The sequence below is a fragment of the Streptomyces sp. NPDC090741 genome (assembly GCF_044769045.1).
Lineage (GTDB): Bacteria > Actinomycetota > Actinomycetes > Streptomycetales > Streptomycetaceae > Streptomyces.
Genome location: NZ_JBIVXF010000001.1, coordinates 1,047,908 through 1,066,216 on the forward strand (window position 1 = coordinate 1,047,908; position 18,309 = coordinate 1,066,216).

The 18,309-nt window shown below is 69.9% G+C and carries 16 protein-coding genes; 6 read left to right on the forward strand and 10 right to left on the reverse strand.

Features of this window, described 5'->3' with window-relative positions; all coding sequences use genetic code 11:
• Positions 1 to 24: 24 nt before the first annotated feature.
• From ACIQU4_RS04930 to rfbB, 6 genes are all read right to left on the reverse strand, one after another.
• Positions 25 to 927, reverse strand: a complete 903-nt coding sequence (locus ACIQU4_RS04930; RefSeq protein WP_403725758.1) for a glycosyltransferase family 2 protein — start codon at positions 925 to 927, stop codon at positions 25 to 27.
• A gap of 9 nt (positions 928 to 936) precedes the next feature.
• Positions 937 to 1,395 (reverse strand): DUF2304 domain-containing protein, encoded by a 459-nt coding sequence (locus ACIQU4_RS04935; RefSeq protein ID WP_403725760.1) that lies wholly within the window; start codon positions 1,393 to 1,395, stop codon positions 937 to 939.
• Positions 1,395 to 2,081: a glycosyltransferase family 2 protein gene (locus tag ACIQU4_RS04940; RefSeq protein ID WP_403725763.1), complete on the reverse strand. Its 687-nt coding sequence runs from the start codon at positions 2,079 to 2,081 to the stop codon at positions 1,395 to 1,397. The genes ACIQU4_RS04935 and ACIQU4_RS04940 overlap by 1 nt, the downstream gene beginning before the upstream one ends.
• Positions 2,082 to 2,149: 68 nt before the next feature.
• Positions 2,150 to 3,481, reverse strand: coding sequence for a lipopolysaccharide biosynthesis protein (locus ACIQU4_RS04945; RefSeq protein WP_403725765.1), 1,332 nt, complete (start codon positions 3,479 to 3,481; stop codon positions 2,150 to 2,152).
• Positions 3,478 to 4,410 carry a dTDP-4-dehydrorhamnose reductase gene (gene rfbD, locus ACIQU4_RS04950; protein ID WP_403725767.1) on the reverse strand — a complete coding sequence of 311 codons (933 nt, stop codon included), beginning with the start codon at positions 4,408 to 4,410 and terminating at the stop codon, positions 3,478 to 3,480. The genes ACIQU4_RS04945 and rfbD overlap by 4 nt, the downstream gene beginning before the upstream one ends.
• Positions 4,407 to 5,384, reverse strand: a complete 978-nt coding sequence (gene rfbB, locus ACIQU4_RS04955) for a dTDP-glucose 4,6-dehydratase (protein WP_403725769.1) — start codon at positions 5,382 to 5,384, stop codon at positions 4,407 to 4,409. Before rfbB ends, rfbD begins: the two co-directional genes overlap by 4 nt.
• Before the next feature lie 83 nt (positions 5,385 to 5,467).
• Between rfbB and rfbA the strand changes: the two genes are divergently transcribed.
• Entirely contained in the window at positions 5,468 to 6,343 is an 876-nt protein-coding gene (rfbA, locus tag ACIQU4_RS04960; RefSeq protein ID WP_403725773.1) for a glucose-1-phosphate thymidylyltransferase RfbA, read from the forward strand.
• A gap of 17 nt (positions 6,344 to 6,360) precedes the next feature.
• Positions 6,361 to 6,942, forward strand: coding sequence for a dTDP-4-dehydrorhamnose 3,5-epimerase (gene rfbC, locus ACIQU4_RS04965; protein WP_403726007.1), 582 nt, complete (start codon positions 6,361 to 6,363; stop codon positions 6,940 to 6,942).
• Positions 6,943 to 7,146: 204 nt separating this feature from the next.
• On the opposite strand, the gene tuf is transcribed toward rfbC, so the two are convergent.
• From tuf to rpsL, 4 genes are all read right to left on the reverse strand, one after another.
• Positions 7,147 to 8,340: an elongation factor Tu gene (tuf, locus tag ACIQU4_RS04970; RefSeq protein ID WP_362634987.1), complete on the reverse strand. Its 1,194-nt coding sequence runs from the start codon at positions 8,338 to 8,340 to the stop codon at positions 7,147 to 7,149.
• 148 nt (positions 8,341 to 8,488) lie between these two features.
• Positions 8,489 to 10,621: an elongation factor G gene (gene fusA / locus ACIQU4_RS04975; protein ID WP_266996560.1), complete on the reverse strand. Its 2,133-nt coding sequence runs from the start codon at positions 10,619 to 10,621 to the stop codon at positions 8,489 to 8,491.
• 39 nt (positions 10,622 to 10,660) lie between these two features.
• Positions 10,661 to 11,131: a 30S ribosomal protein S7 gene (gene rpsG / locus ACIQU4_RS04980; RefSeq protein WP_403725776.1), complete on the reverse strand. Its 471-nt coding sequence runs from the start codon at positions 11,129 to 11,131 to the stop codon at positions 10,661 to 10,663.
• Positions 11,132 to 11,133: 2 nt separating this feature from the next.
• On the reverse strand, positions 11,134 to 11,505 hold the full coding sequence (gene rpsL, locus ACIQU4_RS04985; protein ID WP_007265893.1) for a 30S ribosomal protein S12: 372 nt from the start codon (positions 11,503 to 11,505) through the stop codon (positions 11,134 to 11,136).
• Between the two features lie 461 nt (positions 11,506 to 11,966).
• On the opposite strand from rpsL, the gene ACIQU4_RS04990 reads away from it, so the two are divergent.
• The 4 genes from ACIQU4_RS04990 (at position 11,967) to ACIQU4_RS05005 (ending at position 18,295) form a co-directional block, all read left to right on the forward strand.
• Positions 11,967 to 14,465 (forward strand): YfhO family protein, encoded by a 2,499-nt coding sequence (locus tag ACIQU4_RS04990; RefSeq protein ID WP_403725779.1) that lies wholly within the window; start codon positions 11,967 to 11,969, stop codon positions 14,463 to 14,465.
• A 106-nt stretch (positions 14,466 to 14,571) separates the two neighbouring features.
• Positions 14,572 to 15,285 (forward strand): Crp/Fnr family transcriptional regulator, encoded by a 714-nt coding sequence (locus ACIQU4_RS04995; protein WP_403725782.1) that lies wholly within the window; start codon positions 14,572 to 14,574, stop codon positions 15,283 to 15,285.
• Positions 15,286 to 15,422: 137 nt separating this feature from the next.
• Complete coding sequence (locus ACIQU4_RS05000) at positions 15,423 to 16,208, forward strand: hypothetical protein (protein WP_403725784.1); 786 nt, start codon at positions 15,423 to 15,425, stop codon at positions 16,206 to 16,208.
• Positions 16,205 to 18,295 carry a hypothetical protein gene (locus ACIQU4_RS05005; protein ID WP_403725787.1) on the forward strand — a complete coding sequence of 697 codons (2,091 nt, stop codon included), beginning with the start codon at positions 16,205 to 16,207 and terminating at the stop codon, positions 18,293 to 18,295. Before ACIQU4_RS05000 ends, ACIQU4_RS05005 begins: the two co-directional genes overlap by 4 nt.
• Positions 18,296 to 18,309: the final 14 nt, after the last annotated feature.

Here is an 18,309-nt window from a genome sequence, read left to right on the forward strand (position 1 = left end):
CTCAGTCCAATTCCGTCGTGGGTGTCAGTCGGCGCGCTGACCGGCGGTGAATGCGTGTTTGGCGAGCGTACGGACGCCCTCTCGGTGCCCGCGGAGCAGCGCACCGGGGAGCATCGTGATGGCGTGCAAGCGGGAGGCGCTGTGGAAACGGGCCGCGCGCGCGGCCTTGGGCCAGCCCCGGGCGTCCATCCGGTCGGCCACGGCGGAGAAGTACCGCTCGGCCTCGGTGAAACGGGTGCCGGAGAAGGCCTGCACCGAGGACTCGCTGACCGCGTGGCGGCGGTACTGGAACACCGTCGTGGACTCGTCGATCAGCATCTGCTCGCCGAGTTCGAGGAGGTCGACCACCAGGGCCAGGTCCTGGATCACCGAGTACTCGTCTCGGAAGTTGACCCCGCGCAGGGCCTCGCCGCGCCAGCAGATGGACGGGAAGTACAGCCAGTTCCCGCGCAGCACGCTGGTGGCCAGCTCCTCGCCGCCCATCAGGCGCCGGCCCTTGACCTGCGGTGCGTACAGCCGCCGCTTGGTCTGGTCGGCGAGCCCGTACGCGACCTGCCCGGAGCCGTCGATCACCTCGACGCCGGGCTGGACCATGCCGATGCCCGGGTTGTCGGCCATCAGGCCGCGGACGGTCTCCAGGTAGTGCGGGTGCAGCAGGTCGTCGCAGCCCATGATGACGACGTGGTCGGCCTCGGAGAGCCGTACGCACTTCTGGAAGTTCTTGGTGATGCCGAGGTTCTGCTCGTTGCGGGTGTAGTGGACCCGCTCGTCGCCGAGGGCCTCGAACCAGCCCGGGACATCCGGCTCCTTGCCGTCGTCGATGACGACGAGGCGGAAGTCCGGGTCCGTCTGGGCCAGGACGCTGCGGACCGCGTCCTGCATCAGCTGCACGTCCCCGTAGTAGGGGAGCATGAAGTCGAAGGTCACCACGGGACGTCAGGCCTTCACGGTGTCGGAGTCGACGGGCTCGGGCTTCGGCTCGGCATCGGTCACGACGACGACGGCCGCGGCAACCTCGGTCGCGACGACGGCGGGGGTCCCGCCCAGACGCGCGTCGTTGTGCCGTGCGCCCTCGGCCAGGGCCACCGTCCTGGCCAGGTCGGTGAGCTTCTTCTCCAAGGAGCGGAAGCGGAGGAAGGTGTTGAGGGTCAGGAAGCCCATCGCCAGCACCATGACGTACAGCACGAGGTCGGTGCCGCGGCCGACGCCGAGCTGGTGCGCCACCCACGTGACGTCCGTGGGGCGGAGCACGGCGTACACGTTGACGATGACGAACAGGGAGAACGCGATGCGCTTCCAGGCGCGGTTCTTCGCCTGGCCCCACGTCCGTATGAACATGAGGGCCATCGACACCGAGCCCGCGATGAGCAGCAGCTGGATCCAGAAGTACTTCATCAGCGGCTTCGCTCCCGCATCGTGATGTCAAAGATGATGTTGACGCCGTTGATCAGGGACTGGCCCTTGGCGCGCGAGTACTCGGTGTAGAGGATGTCCACGGGGACCTCGGTGACGCGCAGGCCGGACCCGGCCAGGTAACCGACGATCTCCGACGCGTGCGCCATGCCGTTCATGGTGATGTTCAGCTGCTCGGCGGCCTTGCGGCTGAGCACGCGCAGGCCGTTGTGCGAGTCGGTGAGCTTCAGCTTGCGGGCGGTCGGGCTGACCGTCGCGGCCGTACGCAGCACGACGCGCTTGATCCACGGCACTTGGCCGTTCTGCTCGATGAAGCGCGAGCCGAGGACCACGTCGGCCTCGTCGTCGCGCAGCACCTGGACCATCTTCTCGACGTCGTGCGTCTGGTGCTGGCCGTCCGCGTCGAACGTCGCGAAGTAGCGGGCACCGGGCTGCGTGAGGGCGTACTTGAGGCCGGTCTGGAGGGCGGCGCCCTGGCCGAGGTTGACGGGGTGGCGCACCAGGTGGGCGCCGGTCGTCACGATGTGCTCGGCCGAGTTGTCGGAGCTGCCGTCGTCGACGACGACTATGTTCGGGAAGGTCTTGCGCGCTCCCTCGACCACATCGGCGATCACCTGACCCTCGTTATAGGCCGGGATGACCAGCCAGACATCGTCGTATTGGGACACGGTAGCTCCAGCGGAATGTGGCACGTGCGCGTGCTCGGTGATCGGTGGGACGTCGGAAGCCGGCATGGTCACTCCCCGACCGCTCCGGCGCCCAATGGGCTTGCGGCGACCTTGTGCCCGGGTCCTTCGGTTGCGCCCGGATCCGCTCCGGGGAACCTCAGCCTCAGCACCGCCAGCATACCGAGCACGGTGGCGAGGGAGCCGAGAGCGTAGGCCAGGATGACGCGCAGGGCCACTTCGCCCGGTGCGAAGGTGACACCGATCAGGACGACGGTGCCGGCGGCCCAGCAGAGCAGTTGCAGGTTGTGCCGCTTGAATACCATCAGCGCCTGACCGAGGACCATCGCGAACATGTACGCCACGGTGCCGGCGGACAAAAGGAAGAAGTCGAGACGGCCCAGTACGGGTCCGGCGTCGAACAGCACCTTGATCAGCCACGGGCCGAGCACGGTCGCGGGCACGCCGCCGAGCAGCCCCAGCAGCCCGACGACCACGCCGATCCGACGCAGCATCGCGGAGAACGCCGCCCGGTCGCCGGCGGTGTAGGCCGCGGTGAGCCCGCCGAGCAGCGAGGCCTGCAGCGACCCGAAGACGAACAGCGGCACCCGGGCCAGGACCAGCGCGTTCAGCAGTGCCGCGATCAGCACGCTGTCGGTGGGGGCGAGCAGCTTGGTGCTCATCACCGCGGCGTTGACCACGACCTGGGACAGCAGGGTCGAGCAGATCAGCAGGCCGAGCCCGGCGGTCAGTTCGCGCCAGGCGATCTCCTCGCCGGGCTCCACCGCGCGCACCAGCGTCGGCAGGGTGACCAGCGTCGCGGCGATCGGCGCGACGGCCAGGACCAGGCTGAAGGCGAGCGCCGAGTGCAGCCCGGCCACCGCGCAGCCGAAGGCGAGGGCGATGCGCAGCCCGCCGTCGACGGCCAGCTGCGTCCCGTACGCGCCGAACCGGCCGAGGCCGGCCAGGACTCCGCGGGTCAGGTAGCAGACGGCCATGCCGGTGAACGCCCCGCCGAGGGCCGCCACCAGGCCGCGGTCGCCGCGGAACAGCAGGTCCGCGATCGGGCCCGCGCCGAGGGCGAGGACGAGCAGGGTCGCGCCGAGGATCGCGGAGGTCAGCAGCGTGGCCCGGCGCAGTACGGGAGCCGCGCCCTGGCCGTGCACCACGCGGGCGGCGACGATCCGGGTGAGCTCCTGCTCGATGGGGAAGAAGATGCCGAGGCCGAGCGCCATGACGATCGTCCACAGCACCGAGACGTTCGCCATGGCGTCCGTGGACAGGCTGTGGCCGGCCACGCCCAGGTGGACGTAGGAGGCCGCACCGAGCACGACAGTGCCGCCGGCCACCGCGACGGTGCCCGGCGGCAGCGCCGCGGTGAGCCTGCTCAGCAGGGACTTCATCCCGTACTGCCGTTCGCGGCACGGTTCCTGGCGGCGTCGCCCAGCGCGGTGAACGCGGGGGCGGCCAGCGCCTCGGCGAGCTGCTCGCGCCAGTCGGCGAGCGGGGCGAGGCCGGCGTCGGCCCAGCGCTCGTGCGCGAGCACGCTGAACGCGGGGCGGGCGGCCGGGCGGACGAAAGCGGCGGAGGTGGTCGGCCGGATCCGCTCCGGGTCCAGCCCGCTCAGCCGGTACGTCTCGCGGGCCAGCCCCATCCAGGTGGTCCGGCCGCTCGCGGTGCCGTGGTAGACCCCGCCCATGGCCTGACCCTTCAGCGCGGCCAGGCCGAGCTCGACGAGACGCCGGGCCAGCGCGTACGACCAGGTGGGCTGGCCGTGCTGGTCGTCGACGACGTCGAGGGTGTCGCGCTGGGCGGCCAGCTTGAGCATGGTCGCGACGAAGTTCGGCCCGTGCTCGCCGTACAGCCAGGCGGTCCGGACGATGTAGCCGTCCTGCGGCAGCAGTTCGGCGACGGCCTGCTCACCGATCAGCTTGGAGCGCCCGTACGCGTTGAGCGGGCCGGTCTCGGCGTCCTCGCGGTACGGCTCGGTGGCGTCGCCGGGGAGCACGTAGTCGGTGGAGACGTGCAGCAGGCGCACACGGGCGGCGGCGCAGGCCTCGGCGAGGACGCGTACGCCCGTGCCGTTGACGGCGGTGGCGGCCTCCTCGGCCGTCTCCGCGCCGTCCACGTCCGTCCAGGCGGCGCAGTTCACGACGACGGCAGCGCCCTCGACGGCGGCCCGGACGGAGGCCGGGTCGGTGATGTCGAGGTCGGCACGGCGCAGGCCCACGGCCTCGATCCCGGCGTCCTTCAGGACGGCCAGGACGTCCTGGCCGAGCATCCCGGCGGCGCCGGTGACGAGCCAGCGCCCGGCTCGCGGGTCGGTCTTCACTTCTGCAGGGCCGCCTTCGCCTTCAGCGGCTCCCACCAGGCACGGTTCTCGCGGTACCACTCGATGGTGGCCTTGATGCCGTCCTCGAAGGTGACCTGCGGGGCGTAGCCGAGCTCCGCGCCGATCTTGCTGATGTCGATGGAGTAGCGGAGGTCGTGGCCCTTGCGGTCCTCGACCTGCTCGACCATGTCCCAGCCGAGCCCGGCCGCTTCGAGCAGCACGCCGGTGAGCTCCTTGTTGGTGAGCTCGGTGCCGCCGCCGATGTTGTAGACCTCGCCGGCCCGGCCCTTGCGCATGGCCAGGTCGATGCCGCGGCAGTGGTCGGAGACGTGCAGCCAGTCGCGCACGTTGCCGCCGTTGCCGTACAGCGGGACCTTCTTGCCGTCCATCAGGTTCGAGACGAACAGCGGGATGACCTTCTCCGGGAACTGGTAGTGCCCGTAGTTGTTGGAGCAGCGCGTGACCACGACGTCCATGCCGTGCGTCCGGGCGTAGGCCAGGGCCAGCAGGTCGGACGAAGCCTTGGAGGCGGAGTACGGGGAGTTCGGCACGAGCGGCCACTCCTCGGTCCAGGAGCCCTCGCTGATCGAGCCGTACACCTCGTCGGTGGAGATGTGGACGAAGCGGCCGACGCCGTGCTTGCGGGCGGCGTCCAGCAGCACCTGCGTGCCCACGACGTTGGTCATCACGAACGGGCCGGCACCGGCGATCGAGCGGTCCACGTGGGACTCGGCGGCGAAGTGCACCACCACGTCGTGCCCGGGCATCACCTGGTCGACGGCCTCGGCGTCGCAGATGTCGCCCTTGACGAACTTGTAACCGACGTGGTCGGCGACCGGGGCGAGGTTGGCCTCGACGCCCGAGTAGGTCAGCTTGTCGAATACCGTGATCTGGGCCGATGCGTCTGCACCGAGCTGCTGGCGGACGAATTCCGAACCGATGAAGCCGGCGCCGCCGGTCACAAGGATGCGCATAATACGAAGAGTCTAGCCGCTCGTACACCACCCACCCGGCCCGGGCCGTGGCGCCCTCCGCGCTCTCGCATAGGGTTGTGCCCATGCGTGGAATTCTCTTGGCCGGTGGCACCGGATCCCGACTCTGGCCGCTGACCCGGGCAGTCTCGAAGCAGCTGCTCCCCGTCTTCGACAAGCCGATGATCTACTACCCGCTCTCCACCCTGGTCATGGCCGGAATCAGCGAGATTCTCGTCATCACCACGCCGGAGGACCGTGCGCAGTTCGAGCGACTGCTCGGCGACGGCTCCCAGTTCGGCATCCGGCTGGAGTACGCGGTCCAGGAGCGCCCCGAGGGCATCGCCCAGGCGTTCGTGCTCGGCGCCGACTTCATCGGCGACGAGTCCGTCGCCCTCATCCTCGGCGACAACATCTTCCACGGCAGCGGCCTCGGCACGCGCCTGGCGGAGCACACCGACTCCCAGGGCGGCCGGGTCTTCGCGTACCCGGTGGCCGACCCGACCGCGTACGGCGTGGTCGAGTTCGACGAGAACGGCCAGGCCATCTCCATCGAGGAGAAGCCGGTCACGCCCAAGTCCCGCTACGCGGTGCCGGGTCTGTACTTCTACGACAACCGCGTCGTGGAGATAGCCCGCAACCTGAAGCCCAGCGCGCGCGGCGAACTGGAGATCACCGCCGTCAACGACGCGTACCTCCAGGCCGGTGAGCTGAATGTCACCATTCTCGACCGCGGCACCGCCTGGCTGGACACCGGGACCTTCGTCTCCATGGTCCAGGCCTCGGAGTTCGTCCGCGTGATCGAGGAGCGCCAGGGCTTCAAGATCGGCTGCATCGAGGAGGCGGCCTGGCGGGCCGGCCTGATCGACTCCGCGCAGCTGCGCGAACTTGCCCAGCCGCTGCTCAAGAGCGGTTACGGCGACTACCTGATCGCCCTGCTCGAAGAGGAGTCCTCCCGGTGAAGTTCCGCCAGCTCTCGATGGAGGGCGCCTACGAGATCACCCCGCAGCTGCACGGCGACCCGCGCGGCCTGTTCACCGAGTGGTACCGCTTCGACAAGCTGTCCGAGGTCGTCGGCCACCCGCTGAACCTGGCGCAGGCGAACCTCTCGGTGTCCTCGCGCGGCGTGGTCCGCGGCATCCACTTCGCCGACGTGCCGCGCGGCCAGGCCAAGTACGTGACCTGCGTACGCGGCGCCGTGCTCGACGTCATCGTGGACCTGCGGGTCGGCTCCCCGACCTTCGGCCGCTGGGAGGGTGTCCGACTGGACGACGTGGACCGCCGCGCGGTCTACATCCCGGAGGGCATGGGCCACGGGTTCTGCGCGCTGAGCGACGACGCCACGCTTTCATACCTCTGCTCGGAGACGTACAACCCGACCGGCGAGCACTCGGTTCACCCGCTCGACGTGGACCTGGGCATCGACTGGCCGGCCGACGTGCCGCTGCTGTCCGCCCGCGACGAGGCCGCGCCGACGCTGGCCGAGGCGATCGAGTCCGGCCTGCTGCCGGACTACACCGTCTGCAAGGAGTTCACCGAGTCGCTGCGCGTGACCGGCTGACGGCTCCCCCGCAGCGCACGAGAGAGGGCCGCACCCCGTGATCGGGGGTGCGGCCCTCTTCCGTAGGCCGTGAGCCGTGAGCCGAATGCCGTATGCCTATCCCGTACGACGAAGGGCCCCTTCCCCGCCGCCGAGGCGGTGGGGAAGGGGCCCTTCTGTCAAACATGGTGCCCGCTCGCGCGAGCTACCAGGTCAGAGCACGAATTACTTCGTGATCTTGATGACCTGGCCGGCGCCGACCGTACGACCACCCTCACGGATGGCGAACTTCAGGCCCTCCTCCATGGCGACCGGCTGGATCAGCGCGACCGTCATCTCGGTGTTGTCGCCCGGCATGACCATCTCCGTGCCGGCCGGCAGGGTGACGACACCCGTGACGTCCGTGGTACGGAAGTAGAACTGCGGGCGGTAGTTGTTGAAGAACGGGGTGTGACGGCCACCCTCGTCCTTCGACAGGATGTAGGCCTGGGCCTCGAACTCGGTGTGCGGCGTGACCGAACCGGGCTTGATGATGACCTGGCCGCGCTCGACGTCCTCGCGCTTGATGCCACGGAGGAGCAGACCGACGTTCTCGCCCGCCTGGCCCTCGTCGAGCAGCTTGCGGAACATCTCGATGCCGGTGACCGTGGTGGTGGTCTTGGCTTCCTTGATGCCGATGATGTCGACGGTCTCGTTGACCTTCAGGACACCACGCTCGATACGGCCGGTGACGACCGTACCGCGACCGGTGATCGTGAAGACGTCCTCGACGGGCATGAGGAACGGCTTCTCGGTGTCACGCGGCGGGGTCGGGATGGCCTCGTCGACGGCGGCCATGAGGCCGAGGAGCTTCTCGCCCCACTCCTTGTCGCCCTCGAGGGCCTTCAGCGCGGAGACGCGGACGACCGGCAGGTCGTCGCCCGGGAACTCGTACTCGGAGAGCAGCTCACGGACCTCGAGCTCGACGAGCTCCAGGATCTCCTCGTCGTCCACCATGTCGGCCTTGTTCAGGGCGACGACGATGTAGGGGACGCCGACCTGGCGGGCCAGGAGCACGTGCTCCTTGGTCTGCGGCATCGGGCCGTCGGTGGCGGCGACCACGAGGATCGCGCCGTCCATCTGCGCGGCACCGGTGATCATGTTCTTGATGTAGTCCGCGTGACCCGGGCAGTCGACGTGGGCGTAGTGACGCGCCTCGGTCTGGTACTCGACGTGCGCGATGGAGATGGTGATACCGCGCTGGCGCTCCTCAGGAGCCTTGTCGATCTGGTCGAAGGCCGAGGCCTCGTTCAGGTCCGGGTACGCGTCGTGCAGCACCTTGGTAATGGCGGCCGTGAGGGTCGTCTTACCGTGGTCAATGTGACCGATGGTGCCGATGTTGACGTGCGGCTTAGTCCGCTCGAACTTCGCCTTCGCCACGGGGTCCTCCTGGAGAGTGGTTCTGTACGCCTTGCTCATCGGCGCCAGGTGATCTTTGCTGGAAAGCCGGCCCCTCCGGGGCAACGGAGGGTTACTCCTGTTGCCCCAGAGGCTCCGGTGACAAGCCTAAAGCGTGTACTCCGAAGAGTTACTCGCCCTTGGCCTTCGCGATGATCTCCTCGGCGACGTTCCGGGGAACCTCGGCGTAGGAGTCGAACTGCATCGAGTAGCTGGCGCGACCCGAGGTCTTGCTGCGGAGGTCTCCGACGTAGCCGAACATCTCCGAAAGCGGCACGAGGCCCTTCACGAGACGCGCGCCGTGACGCTCCTCCATGGCCTGGATCTGGCCACGGCGGGAGTTGATGTCACCGATGACGTCGCCCATGGACTCCTCGGGCGTGGTGACCTCAACGGACATCATCGGCTCGAGCAGCACGGGAGAAGCCTTGCGCGCGGCCTCCTTGAAGGCCTGCGAACCGGCGATCTTGAAGGCGAGCTCCGAGGAGTCGACCTCGTGGTAGCCACCGTCGAGAAGAATGACGCGGACGCCGGTCATCTCGTAGCCGGCCAGGATGCCGAACTGCATGGCCTCCTGCGCACCGGCGTCGACCGAGGGGATGTACTCCCTCGGGATGCGGCCACCGGTGACCTTGTTCACGAACTCGTACGCCGGACCATCGGCGTCCGTGATCGGCTCGATCGCGATCTGCACCTTGGCGAACTGACCGGTACCACCGGTCTGCTTCTTGTGGGTGTAGTCGTGACGCTCGACGGTCTTGCGGATCGTCTCGCGGTACGCGACCTGCGGCTTGCCGACGTTGGCCTCGACCTTGAACTCGCGCTTCATACGGTCGACCAGCACCTCGAGGTGCAGCTCGCCCATACCGCCGAGGATGGTCTGGCCGGTCTCCTCGTCCGAGTGAACGTGGAAGGAGGGGTCCTCCTCCGCGAGACTCTGGATGGCGACACCCAGCTTCTCCTGGTCACCCTTGGACTTGGGCTCGATGGCGACCTGGATGACCGGAGCCGGGAAGTCCATGGACTCCAGGATCACGGGTGCCTTGTCGTCACACAGCGTCTCACCGGTGGTGGTCTGCTTCAGGCCCATGACGGCGACGATGTCACCGGCGCCCACCGCGGCGATCTCTTCACGCTTGTTCGCGTGCATGCGGTAGATCTTGCCGATGCGCTCCTTCTTGCCCTTGACGGAGTTCAGCACCGAGGTGCCGGCCTCCAGGCGGCCCGAGTAAACCCGGACGAAGGTGAGCTTCCCGAGGTGCGGGTCGCGCATGATCTTGAACGCCAGCGCCGCGAGCGGCTCCTCGTCGGACGGCTTGCGCTTCACGACGGTCTCGGCGTCGCGGACGTCGTGGCCCTCGATGGCCTCGATGTCCAGCGGCGACGGCAGGTAGCGGACGACAGCGTCGAGCAGGGGCTGAACGCCCTTGTTCTTGAACGCCGTGCCACAGAACACCGCGGTGATCGTGGGCTCGCCCTTGCCCTTGCCGGAGCCGAGGATGATGCGACGGACGGCGGCGTGCAGCTGCTCCACGGACGGCTCGTCGCCGTTCAGGAAGAGCTCCATGATCTCGTCGTCGTTCTCGGCGACGGTCTCGACCAGCTTGCCGCGCCACTCTTCAGCGGCCTCGGCGTGCGTGGCCGGGATGTCGACGATGTCGTACATCTCGCCCTTGGTCGCCTCGGCGGACCAGACGAACGCCTTCATCGTGACGAGGTCGACGACGCCCTGGAAGTCGGCCTCGGCACCGATGGGGAGCTGCATGACGATCGGAACCGCACCGAGGCGGTCCTTGATCATGTCGACGCAGCGGTGGAACTCGGCGCCGGTACGGTCGAGCTTGTTGACGAAGCAGATGCGCGGCACGCCGTAGCGGTCCGCCTGACGCCAAACGGTCTCGGACTGCGGCTCCACACCGGCGACACCGTCGAACACGGTGACGGCGCCGTCGAGGACGCGGAGCGAACGCTCCACCTCGACGGTGAAGTCAACGTGACCCGGGGTGTCGATGATGTTGATGGTGTGGTCGACGTCCTCGAGCGGCCAGTGGCAGGTCGTCGCGGCAGACGTGATCGTGATGCCGCGCTCCTGCTCCTGCTCCATCCAGTCCATCGTGGCAGCGCCGTCGTGGACTTCACCGATCTTGTAAGACACACCGGTGTAGAACAGGATGCGCTCGGTGGTGGTCGTCTTGCCCGCGTCGATGTGAGCCATGATGCCGATGTTGCGCACCTTGGCCAGGTCAAGCGAAGTGGTAGCCATATCGGCTCAGTCTTCTCTCGGTCTCGATGTGGGTTGGGACTACCAGCGGTAGTGCGCGAAGGCCTTGTTGGACTCGGCCATCTTGTGCGTGTCCTCGCGCTTCTTGACGGCCGCACCAAGGCCGTTCGAGGCGTCGAGAAGCTCGTTCGTCAGGCGCTCGGTCATGGTCTTCTCGCGGCGGGCGCGGGAGTAACCCACGAGCCAGCGGAGAGCCAGGGTCGACTGACGACCCGGCTTGACCTCGACGGGAACCTGGTAGGTCGCGCCACCGACACGGCGGGACTTGACCTCGAGGGACGGCTTGACGTTCTCCAGCGCGCGCTTCAGCGTGATGACCGGGTCGTTGCCGGTCTTCTCGCGGAGGCCTTCCATGGCGCCGTAAACGATGCGCTCGGCGGTGGAGCGCTTGCCGTTCAGGAGGATCTTGTTGATGAGCGACGTCACCAGAGGAGATGCGTAGACCGGGTCGATGATGACCGGGCGCTTCGGGGCGGGGCCCTTACGAGGCATTCTTACTTCTCCTTCTTGGCGCCGTAGCGGCTGCGGGCCTGCTTGCGGTTCTTGACAGCCTGGGTGTCAAGCGCACCGCGGATGATCTTGTAACGAACACCCGGCAGGTCCTTCACACGGCCACCACGCACGAGCACGATCGAGTGCTCCTGCAGGTTGTGTCCCTCACCCGGAATGTAAGCGGTGACCTCGATGCCGGAGGTCAGACGCACACGCGCGACCTTACGGAGCGCCGAGTTCGGCTTCTTCGGGGTGGTCGTGAACACACGCGTGCAGACGCCACGACGCTGGGGCGAAGCCTCAAGCGCGGGCGTCTTCGTCTTCTCGACCTTGTCCTGCCGGCCCTTACGGACCAGCTGCTGGATCGTAGGCACTACTTCTCCGGTTTCTGTGTGCCGTGTAGTGAAGCTAACCTGGAACTTTGCCGACCCACGCGGTCGGGTGTGTCGGATCCGGCGGAGCTCCGCGCAAGCACGGAAACGCATGGATCGCGGTGGCTGATCCGGCTCTCATGCGGTTGATGGACACGCACGGGAGCCCAGGCACACCCCAGGCACAAGGTCTGAGCGTACCTACCGCATCCCATCCGGTCAAAACAAAAGCCCGCGCGGGACGACCGGGACATCGCCGCCGGTCATGCGCCGCTTGGGCGAGACCCCGGTGTGGCTCTGCCGATTCGCGCATGTGGTGAAGGCGTGCTAAGGGGAGGCGGACGGGGCACCCGTCCGTGAGAACTAAACTGCCCCAGCGATTCACTTGATTCAGCCGATTCAGTCGATTCGGCTGAATCATCCCAAACGGCACGGGCATCCACGAGCATTCAGGGAGCGGGACATTGCGGACGGTCACCTCGGAGACGACGGCGACGGACAGTCCGCTCCTCCCGTCACCCCGCCGCCGGCCCCTGCGGCTCGCCCTCGGACCCGCCCGGCTGCGCGACCGCCTGTACGGACCCCTGCTGGCGTTCCTGATCACCTCGGCCGCGTTCTGCTCCGCCTGGGTCGCCCGAGGCACCTTCCCCTTCGGCAACACCGGCCGGGCCATCAACGACCAGGCCAACCAGTACGTGCCGTTCCACCGCGCGCTGTGGGACCTGGTCCACGGGCAGGCCGCCGGCGACGTGCTCTTCACCTGGCGCGGCGGCTTCGGCCAGCAGTTCCTGTCCGACTACTACACGTACCTCGGCAACCCGTTCTCGTGGCTGGCCGTCCTGGTCCCGCGCGCCCACGTCGACCTCGCCGTCTTCGCGATCACCCCGGTCACGATGGGCGCCGCCGCCGCCGTCATGACGGTCTACCTCGGCAAGCTGCACCCCGGCCCGTGGTGGCAGCGCGGGGTCCTCGGCGCCTGCTACGGGCTCTGCGGCTGGGCGCTCAGCGACGCCTCGTACATCCCGATGTGGCTGTGGGGCCTGGTCGCGCTCCCCCTGCTCGGCATCGCGGTCGAGTGGTGCCTGGAGGAGCGGCGCTGGCCGGGGGTGGCGCTGTTCGTCGCGCTGGCCTGGTTCGGCAACTTCTACACCGCGATGATGGCCACGATGGCCGCCTGCGTGCTGCTCGCCATCCGCCTGGTCACCCGGGACATGACCGGCCGGCAGCGGCTGCGCGCCCTGTGGCGGGCCTCGACGGCCACCGGGACGGGCATCCTGCTGACCCTCCCGCTCCTGCTGCCGTCGTTCCTCTCCAGCGGCTCCGCCCAGCCCACGCAGGCCGGCGCCTTCGAGCCCGTACGGATCGAGGTCTTCCTGGCCGGGATGCTCCCGGCCACGCACCTGTGGGGCGGCCGGCCGCGGCTGTACGTGGCCTCGCTGGGCCTGATCCTCGCCGGATCCTTCCTCTTCAACGCCGCCATCGCCCGCCGGACCCGCCTGGTGTGGGCGGCGGCGACGCTGCTCGTCGTCGCCTCGTTCCAGTTCCCGCCGACCCAGTACGTATGGCACGGGCTGGCGGTGCCGAACGGCAATCCGTACCGCGAGGCCTTCGTCTTCAGCGGCATGGTGGTGATCCTGGCCTGGCTGGCCCTGGCCCACCGCCCGCGTCCGCTGCACCTGGCGCTGACGGCCGCCCTGCTGGTGGCGGCCACCTTCGTACTGCGCCACACCAACGACTTCGGCGGCTGGACCTGGCCGGCGGTGCTGGTGGGCGGGGGCGTCTCCGTACTGGCCCTCGTCCTCCTCTCGCTGGGCGAGAAGCGGCGGTACCTGATCCCGGTGGCCGCCGTCCTCATGGTCGGCGTGGTCTTCGCGGAATCCACGGTGGCGGCCGCCGGTGCGGACTCCCGCCGCAGCCGCGAGCGCTGGGCGAAGCCGGTCGCCACCTCGAACAGCTCGATCGGCGCCCACTTCGACGCCGTCCGGCAGGTGGACGGCTGGCCCGCATACCGGACCGACTCGGGCGCGCCGCAGAGCTCGTACAACGACGCCCTGGCCCTGCGCGCGGAGGGCCCGCAGTACTACAGCAGCTACCTGCCGGAGGCCACGTACCAGGCACTGGAGCCGCTCGGCTACGGGTTCAAGAACGACGGCCGGACCTTCTTCGGCGCCGACAACCCGGTGCTCGACGCGATCTTCTCGATCGGCGCCCGGGTCCGCCCGGGGACCGCTCCGAACACCTGGACGGGCGAGAAGTTCCCCGCTCCCCCGCTGGTCACCGTCCGTACCGGGCCCTACACCTCCCCGAACCCGGCGGACAGCGTCTACGCCCGCCAGGAGAACGTCCTCGGCGCCACCGTCTACCGGGTCCCGCAGGTCACCCGCGGGGGCACCGCCACGGAGCAGACGTACGCCGCCCAGTGCACCCCGGGCTCCGAGGCGTACTGGTTCTCCCCGCAGCTGTACGGCACCCTCACCTCCGGCGGCCCGGAGAAGCCCCTCGAAGACCGGATGACGGGCGTGATCAAGCTGGGCAGGGCCCCCGCGGACGGCAAGGTCGCGGTGTCGATCCGTACGCAGACCAAGGACGCGACGGCGGGCGAGCACCCCATCGGCTGCCTGGACCGCGCCGCCCTGGACACCGCGGTCACCTCCCTGAAGTCCACCGGCGCCACCCACGTCACCGCCGGCGGCCACTCCATCGAGGCCACCCTCCCGAAGGGCGCCACGGGCACGGCGGTCTTCGCGATGACCGCCGTCCCGGGCTGGCGGTGCACGGCCCCGGTGAAGAGCTTCCACGGCCTGGTCGCCACGGACATCCCCGCAGGCACCGGCAAGGTCTCCTGCACCTTCACCCCGAAGGGCCTCCCCCCGGGCCTGGCCGCAGCCGCCCTCGCCCTCCTGGCCCTGCTCTCGGTCACGGTGGCGGGCGCGCGCCGCCGCCGCGCGGGCCCGGACGCGTGACCGGGCACTGTCCGTGACCACCGGATCCCAATCGCGTGGTTCCGGATCTGCGCGGGGCCCGCGGTCAGTACATTGACCGCCCTGACGGATCGGGGCGGGGGGGCGCATGGCTGTGGAGAACGTCCCGGGCGACGGAGGGCTGGACGACCGGGTCCCCTTCCTGGCCCGGCTGGAGAGCGAGGACGGTACGGCGTTACGCGCGCTCGGCCGTGAGATGGCCTTCGGACCGCGCGACCGTCTGATCCACCAGAACGAACCCTCGGCGCACATCCTGCTGGTCCTGCACGGCTGGACCAAGGTGACCGTCGCCGCCCCCAACGGCTACCAGGCGCTGCTCGCCCTGCGCGGGCCCGGCGACATCCTCGGCGAGTCCGCCGCCCTCACCGGCCGCGTCCGCTCCGCCACCGTGACCGCGCTGGAGCCGGTCCGGGCCGTGGCCGTCGACCACCAGGCGTTCCGCGCGTTCCTGACCGCCTTCCCCGCGGTCGCCCTCCAGCTGCTCGCCCTCACCTCGGACCGCACCCGCGCCGCCGACCGGCGCCGCCTGGAGTTCGCGTCGCTGAGCGTGCGCGAGCGCCTCGCCGTCCTGCTCCTGGACCTGTCCAGGACCCACGGCCGCTCCACCCCCGCGGGTGTCGAGCTGACCGTCCCGCTCACCAAGGAAGAGCTCGCCGGAGCCGTCGGGGCCTCCCGCGAGATGGTCCAGCGGGAGCTCAAGGAGCTCCGCGAGCGCGGCGTCGTGGTCACCGGCCGGCGCGCGCTGGTGATCGTACGGCCGGACGTGCTGCGCAGGATCGCCCACTCGCAGCCGCCGGCGTAGCCACGCCGCGAGCGGCCGCGCCTTCAGTGCACGACGTCACACTCCGGGTGCGTCATCCGCCCTCACGGCGGGGCGCCCGCCTGCCCCACTCTCTTGTCACAGCAGGGATCCACCGGGATCCACCACGAGAGGCGATCATGAACGACCCACTCCCCCGCACCATCCTCCTGGTCGACACCGAGCGCTACAGCGACCGCGACGACGTCCAGCAGGCCTTCCTCCGCCGGATGCTCTACGACGTGGTCGACCGGACCCTGCTGGCCGCCGGGATCGACCAGACGTTACGGATGCGCGCCGACCGCGGCGACGCGATCATGGAGCTGATCGACCCGAGCGCGCCGCTGACCACACTGTTGCGCGCCCTGCTGGCCGAGGTCCCCGCCCAACTGCGCGCCGTGAACCGCCTGGCGGCCAGCTCGGCGCAGATCCGGCTGCGGGCCGTGCTCGCGACCGGGTACGTCGCCGTCGACGAGTTCGACGGCTGGGTGGGTACGGACCTCAACCACGCCTGCCGGCTGCTGGACGGCGAGCCCCTGAAGCAGGCCCTGCGCGAGCGTACGGACGACTACGCGCTCTGCGTCTCGGAGCCGGTGTACGCCGGCATCGTGCGGCACAACCACACCGGGATCCCGGCCGACGAATTCACCTCGGTCACCATGCCCAGCAAGAACGGCCCGCTGGGCGCGTGGCTGTACGGACCACTGCCGAAGGGGGGCCCGGCGCCGGAGCCCGAGGGGGACTCCGGCGCCGGGACGGGGACCGGGACGGGGACCGGGACGGGGACGGGGACCGGGACGGGGACGGCCGCGGCGCCCGGGTCGGCGAGCCGGATCAGCGGCGGGGTGTTCGGCGGCGTCAACCACGGCATCGCCGGCGGCACCTTCCACGGCGACATCCGGCTGGGCGGCGGTGACCCCCGATGAGCACCCCGGTCGCGGACGCCCCCGTACCGGCCGAGGGCTCGCAGGCGCAGACCCCGGCCGAGCCGGCGGCCGCGGAGGAGTCACAGCCCCAGAGCGCCTACGACGCCCGGCGCGACCTCTTCCGCGGCATCCCCGACGCCATGCGCGGCGGCGTCGGCGGCGGGGTCTTCGGCGGCGTCAACCACGGCATCAGCGGCGGCACCTTCCACGGCGGCGTCACCGTGAACCACCTGATGGTCGGCGGCGCCGCACACACCTCCGGCGAGGTACCGAAAGCCGAGGTCGCACGCCTCGACAGGGTGTTCGTCGAGGACGGCAGCAACTTCCAGGACCTGCTGGAGCAGCTCCTCAAGCAACGCGTCCTGGTCCTCACCGGCCCTCGCTTCACAGGCCGGCGAACCGCCGCCCTCCTCCTGCTGCGGCGCCTGGGCACCGCTTCGGTCCACTCGCTGGACCGCACCACGTCCCCCGAGAACCTGGCCGACCGGCTCGGCGCCGGAGAGGCACGCGGGTACGTCCTGTGCGACCCGATCACCACCCGGAACCGGCCTCTGCGCGACACGCACCTGCTGGCGGCCCGGGACAAGCTCGACGACGACAGCTTCCTGGTGATCACCGCCGGTCCGCACACCCACCTGGAGGGCATCTCGGGCCATCCGTGGCAGCCTCCGGGCACCGCGGCCGTCCTGCGCTCCTCGCTGCGCGCCGAAGTCGACGACGAGGGCGAGTTACGGCGACTGCTCGCACTGCCCGCCGTCACCGACTTCCTCGGCGGCCACCACCAGCTCCGCGAGGCCGCGCGGTTCGCCGAGGTACTGGGGCGCCACTCCCTCCACGGGAGCGACGCGTCGGAGATCGAGACCTTCTCCCAAGGCGCCCTGGAACAGCAGATCCAGGAGTGGTTCGAGGACGCGGACGGGACGCTGCACCTGCGCGAGAAGGCCTTCCTCGTCGCCCTCGCCGCCTTCCACAAGGGGCCGTACGCCCTCACCGCCGAACTCAGCGACCTGCTGTTCGGCCTCCTCCAGCGCACCGAGGACCCTGCTCTGCCGCCCGCCGTCCCCGTCTTCGGCACCAACCCCGCCAAGCGCCTCCAGCTGGCCCGCGCCCTCCGCTACCCGAAGGAGGAGCAGACCGAGTGGGGCCCGGTCACCCAGTCGATGGCCGCCTTCCAGGACGACCGGCTCGCCGCGGTCCTGCTCCGCGAGGTGTGGACCGGCCATCCGTCCGCCCGCCCCGCGCTGGTCGGCTGGCTGCGGCTGCTCGCCGCCGACGGGCGGTCCTTCGTACGGACCCGCGCCGCGTCCACCGTCGCCGTACTGGCCCTGCACGACCTGCCCTCCGCAATGGCCCTGGTCATCGAGGAATGGGCGCTGTCCGACCGCCCGTGGCTGCGGATCGGCGCCGTCAACGCCCTCGCGCTCGCCCACATCGTCGGCACCCCGAACATCCCGCGGATCATCGACCGCTGGTGCGCCGACGAGGACGCCCACGCGCGCCTGCGCTGGGCCGCGATCCGCGTCCACGGGCTGATCGGCGAAGAGCGGCCGGTGGAGACCGTCGAAGCCCTGCGCGTGGCCGCCCGGCGCGAGGGCAACGACGCGGCGATGCTGATCGAACTCGCCCAGTCCGTCGAACTGCTGCTCCTCTCCGACGCGCGCGACGAGGTCCTCGCCGAGCTGCTGCGCACCCGCGACGACGACCGGGCCGCCGTCGACCTCGCGATCGACGGCTTCCTGCGCGCCTGCCGGCACACCGAGGACGACGAGCCGTACGGCCGCCCGCTGGTCCTCGACTGGTACGCGCAGGCCGCCACCGAGCGGCCTCGGTCCGCCCGCGGGATCGCCGAACTGTGGCGGGCCGCCCTCGGCCGCCCCCAGAACCAGGACGCCCTCGACCTGCTGCACGACTGGGTCGTGGCCGCGGACCGCGACGACGGCACCGAATGGGCGCTGGCCGCCCTGCTGCCCTCCCTGGTCACCGGTGCCAACGAGCGTGACCGGCTGCTCCACCTCCTGCGCTTCGGGGGCCACGGGGTGGTCCCCGAGGCCGCCGAGCGCCTGCTGACCGTACTGCCGACCCACTGAACCTGATCCGAGGA

Excerpts from the sequence above, each read along its gene's own strand:
- rfbB (WP_403725769.1), bottom strand. The coding sequence starts at position 5,384 with ATGCGCATCCTTGTGACCGGCGGCGCCGGCTTCATCGGTTCGGAATTC.
- fusA (WP_266996560.1), bottom strand. The coding sequence starts at position 10,621 with ATGGCTACCACTTCGCTTGACCTGGCCAAGGTGCGCAACATCGGCATC.
- ACIQU4_RS04935 (WP_403725760.1), bottom strand. The coding sequence starts at position 1,395 with ATGAAGTACTTCTGGATCCAGCTGCTGCTCATCGCGGGCTCGGTGTCG.
- rfbC (WP_403726007.1), top strand. The coding sequence starts at position 6,361 with ATGGAGGGCGCCTACGAGATCACCCCGCAGCTGCACGGCGACCCGCGC.
- ACIQU4_RS05000 (WP_403725784.1), top strand. The coding sequence starts at position 15,423 with ATGAACGACCCACTCCCCCGCACCATCCTCCTGGTCGACACCGAGCGC.
- rfbA (WP_403725773.1), top strand. The coding sequence starts at position 5,468 with ATGCGTGGAATTCTCTTGGCCGGTGGCACCGGATCCCGACTCTGGCCG.
- rpsG (WP_403725776.1), bottom strand. The coding sequence starts at position 11,131 with ATGCCTCGTAAGGGCCCCGCCCCGAAGCGCCCGGTCATCATCGACCCG.
- ACIQU4_RS05005 (WP_403725787.1), top strand. The coding sequence starts at position 16,205 with ATGAGCACCCCGGTCGCGGACGCCCCCGTACCGGCCGAGGGCTCGCAG.
- ACIQU4_RS04945 (WP_403725765.1), bottom strand. The coding sequence starts at position 3,481 with ATGAAGTCCCTGCTGAGCAGGCTCACCGCGGCGCTGCCGCCGGGCACC.
- ACIQU4_RS04995 (WP_403725782.1), top strand. The coding sequence starts at position 14,572 with ATGGCTGTGGAGAACGTCCCGGGCGACGGAGGGCTGGACGACCGGGTC.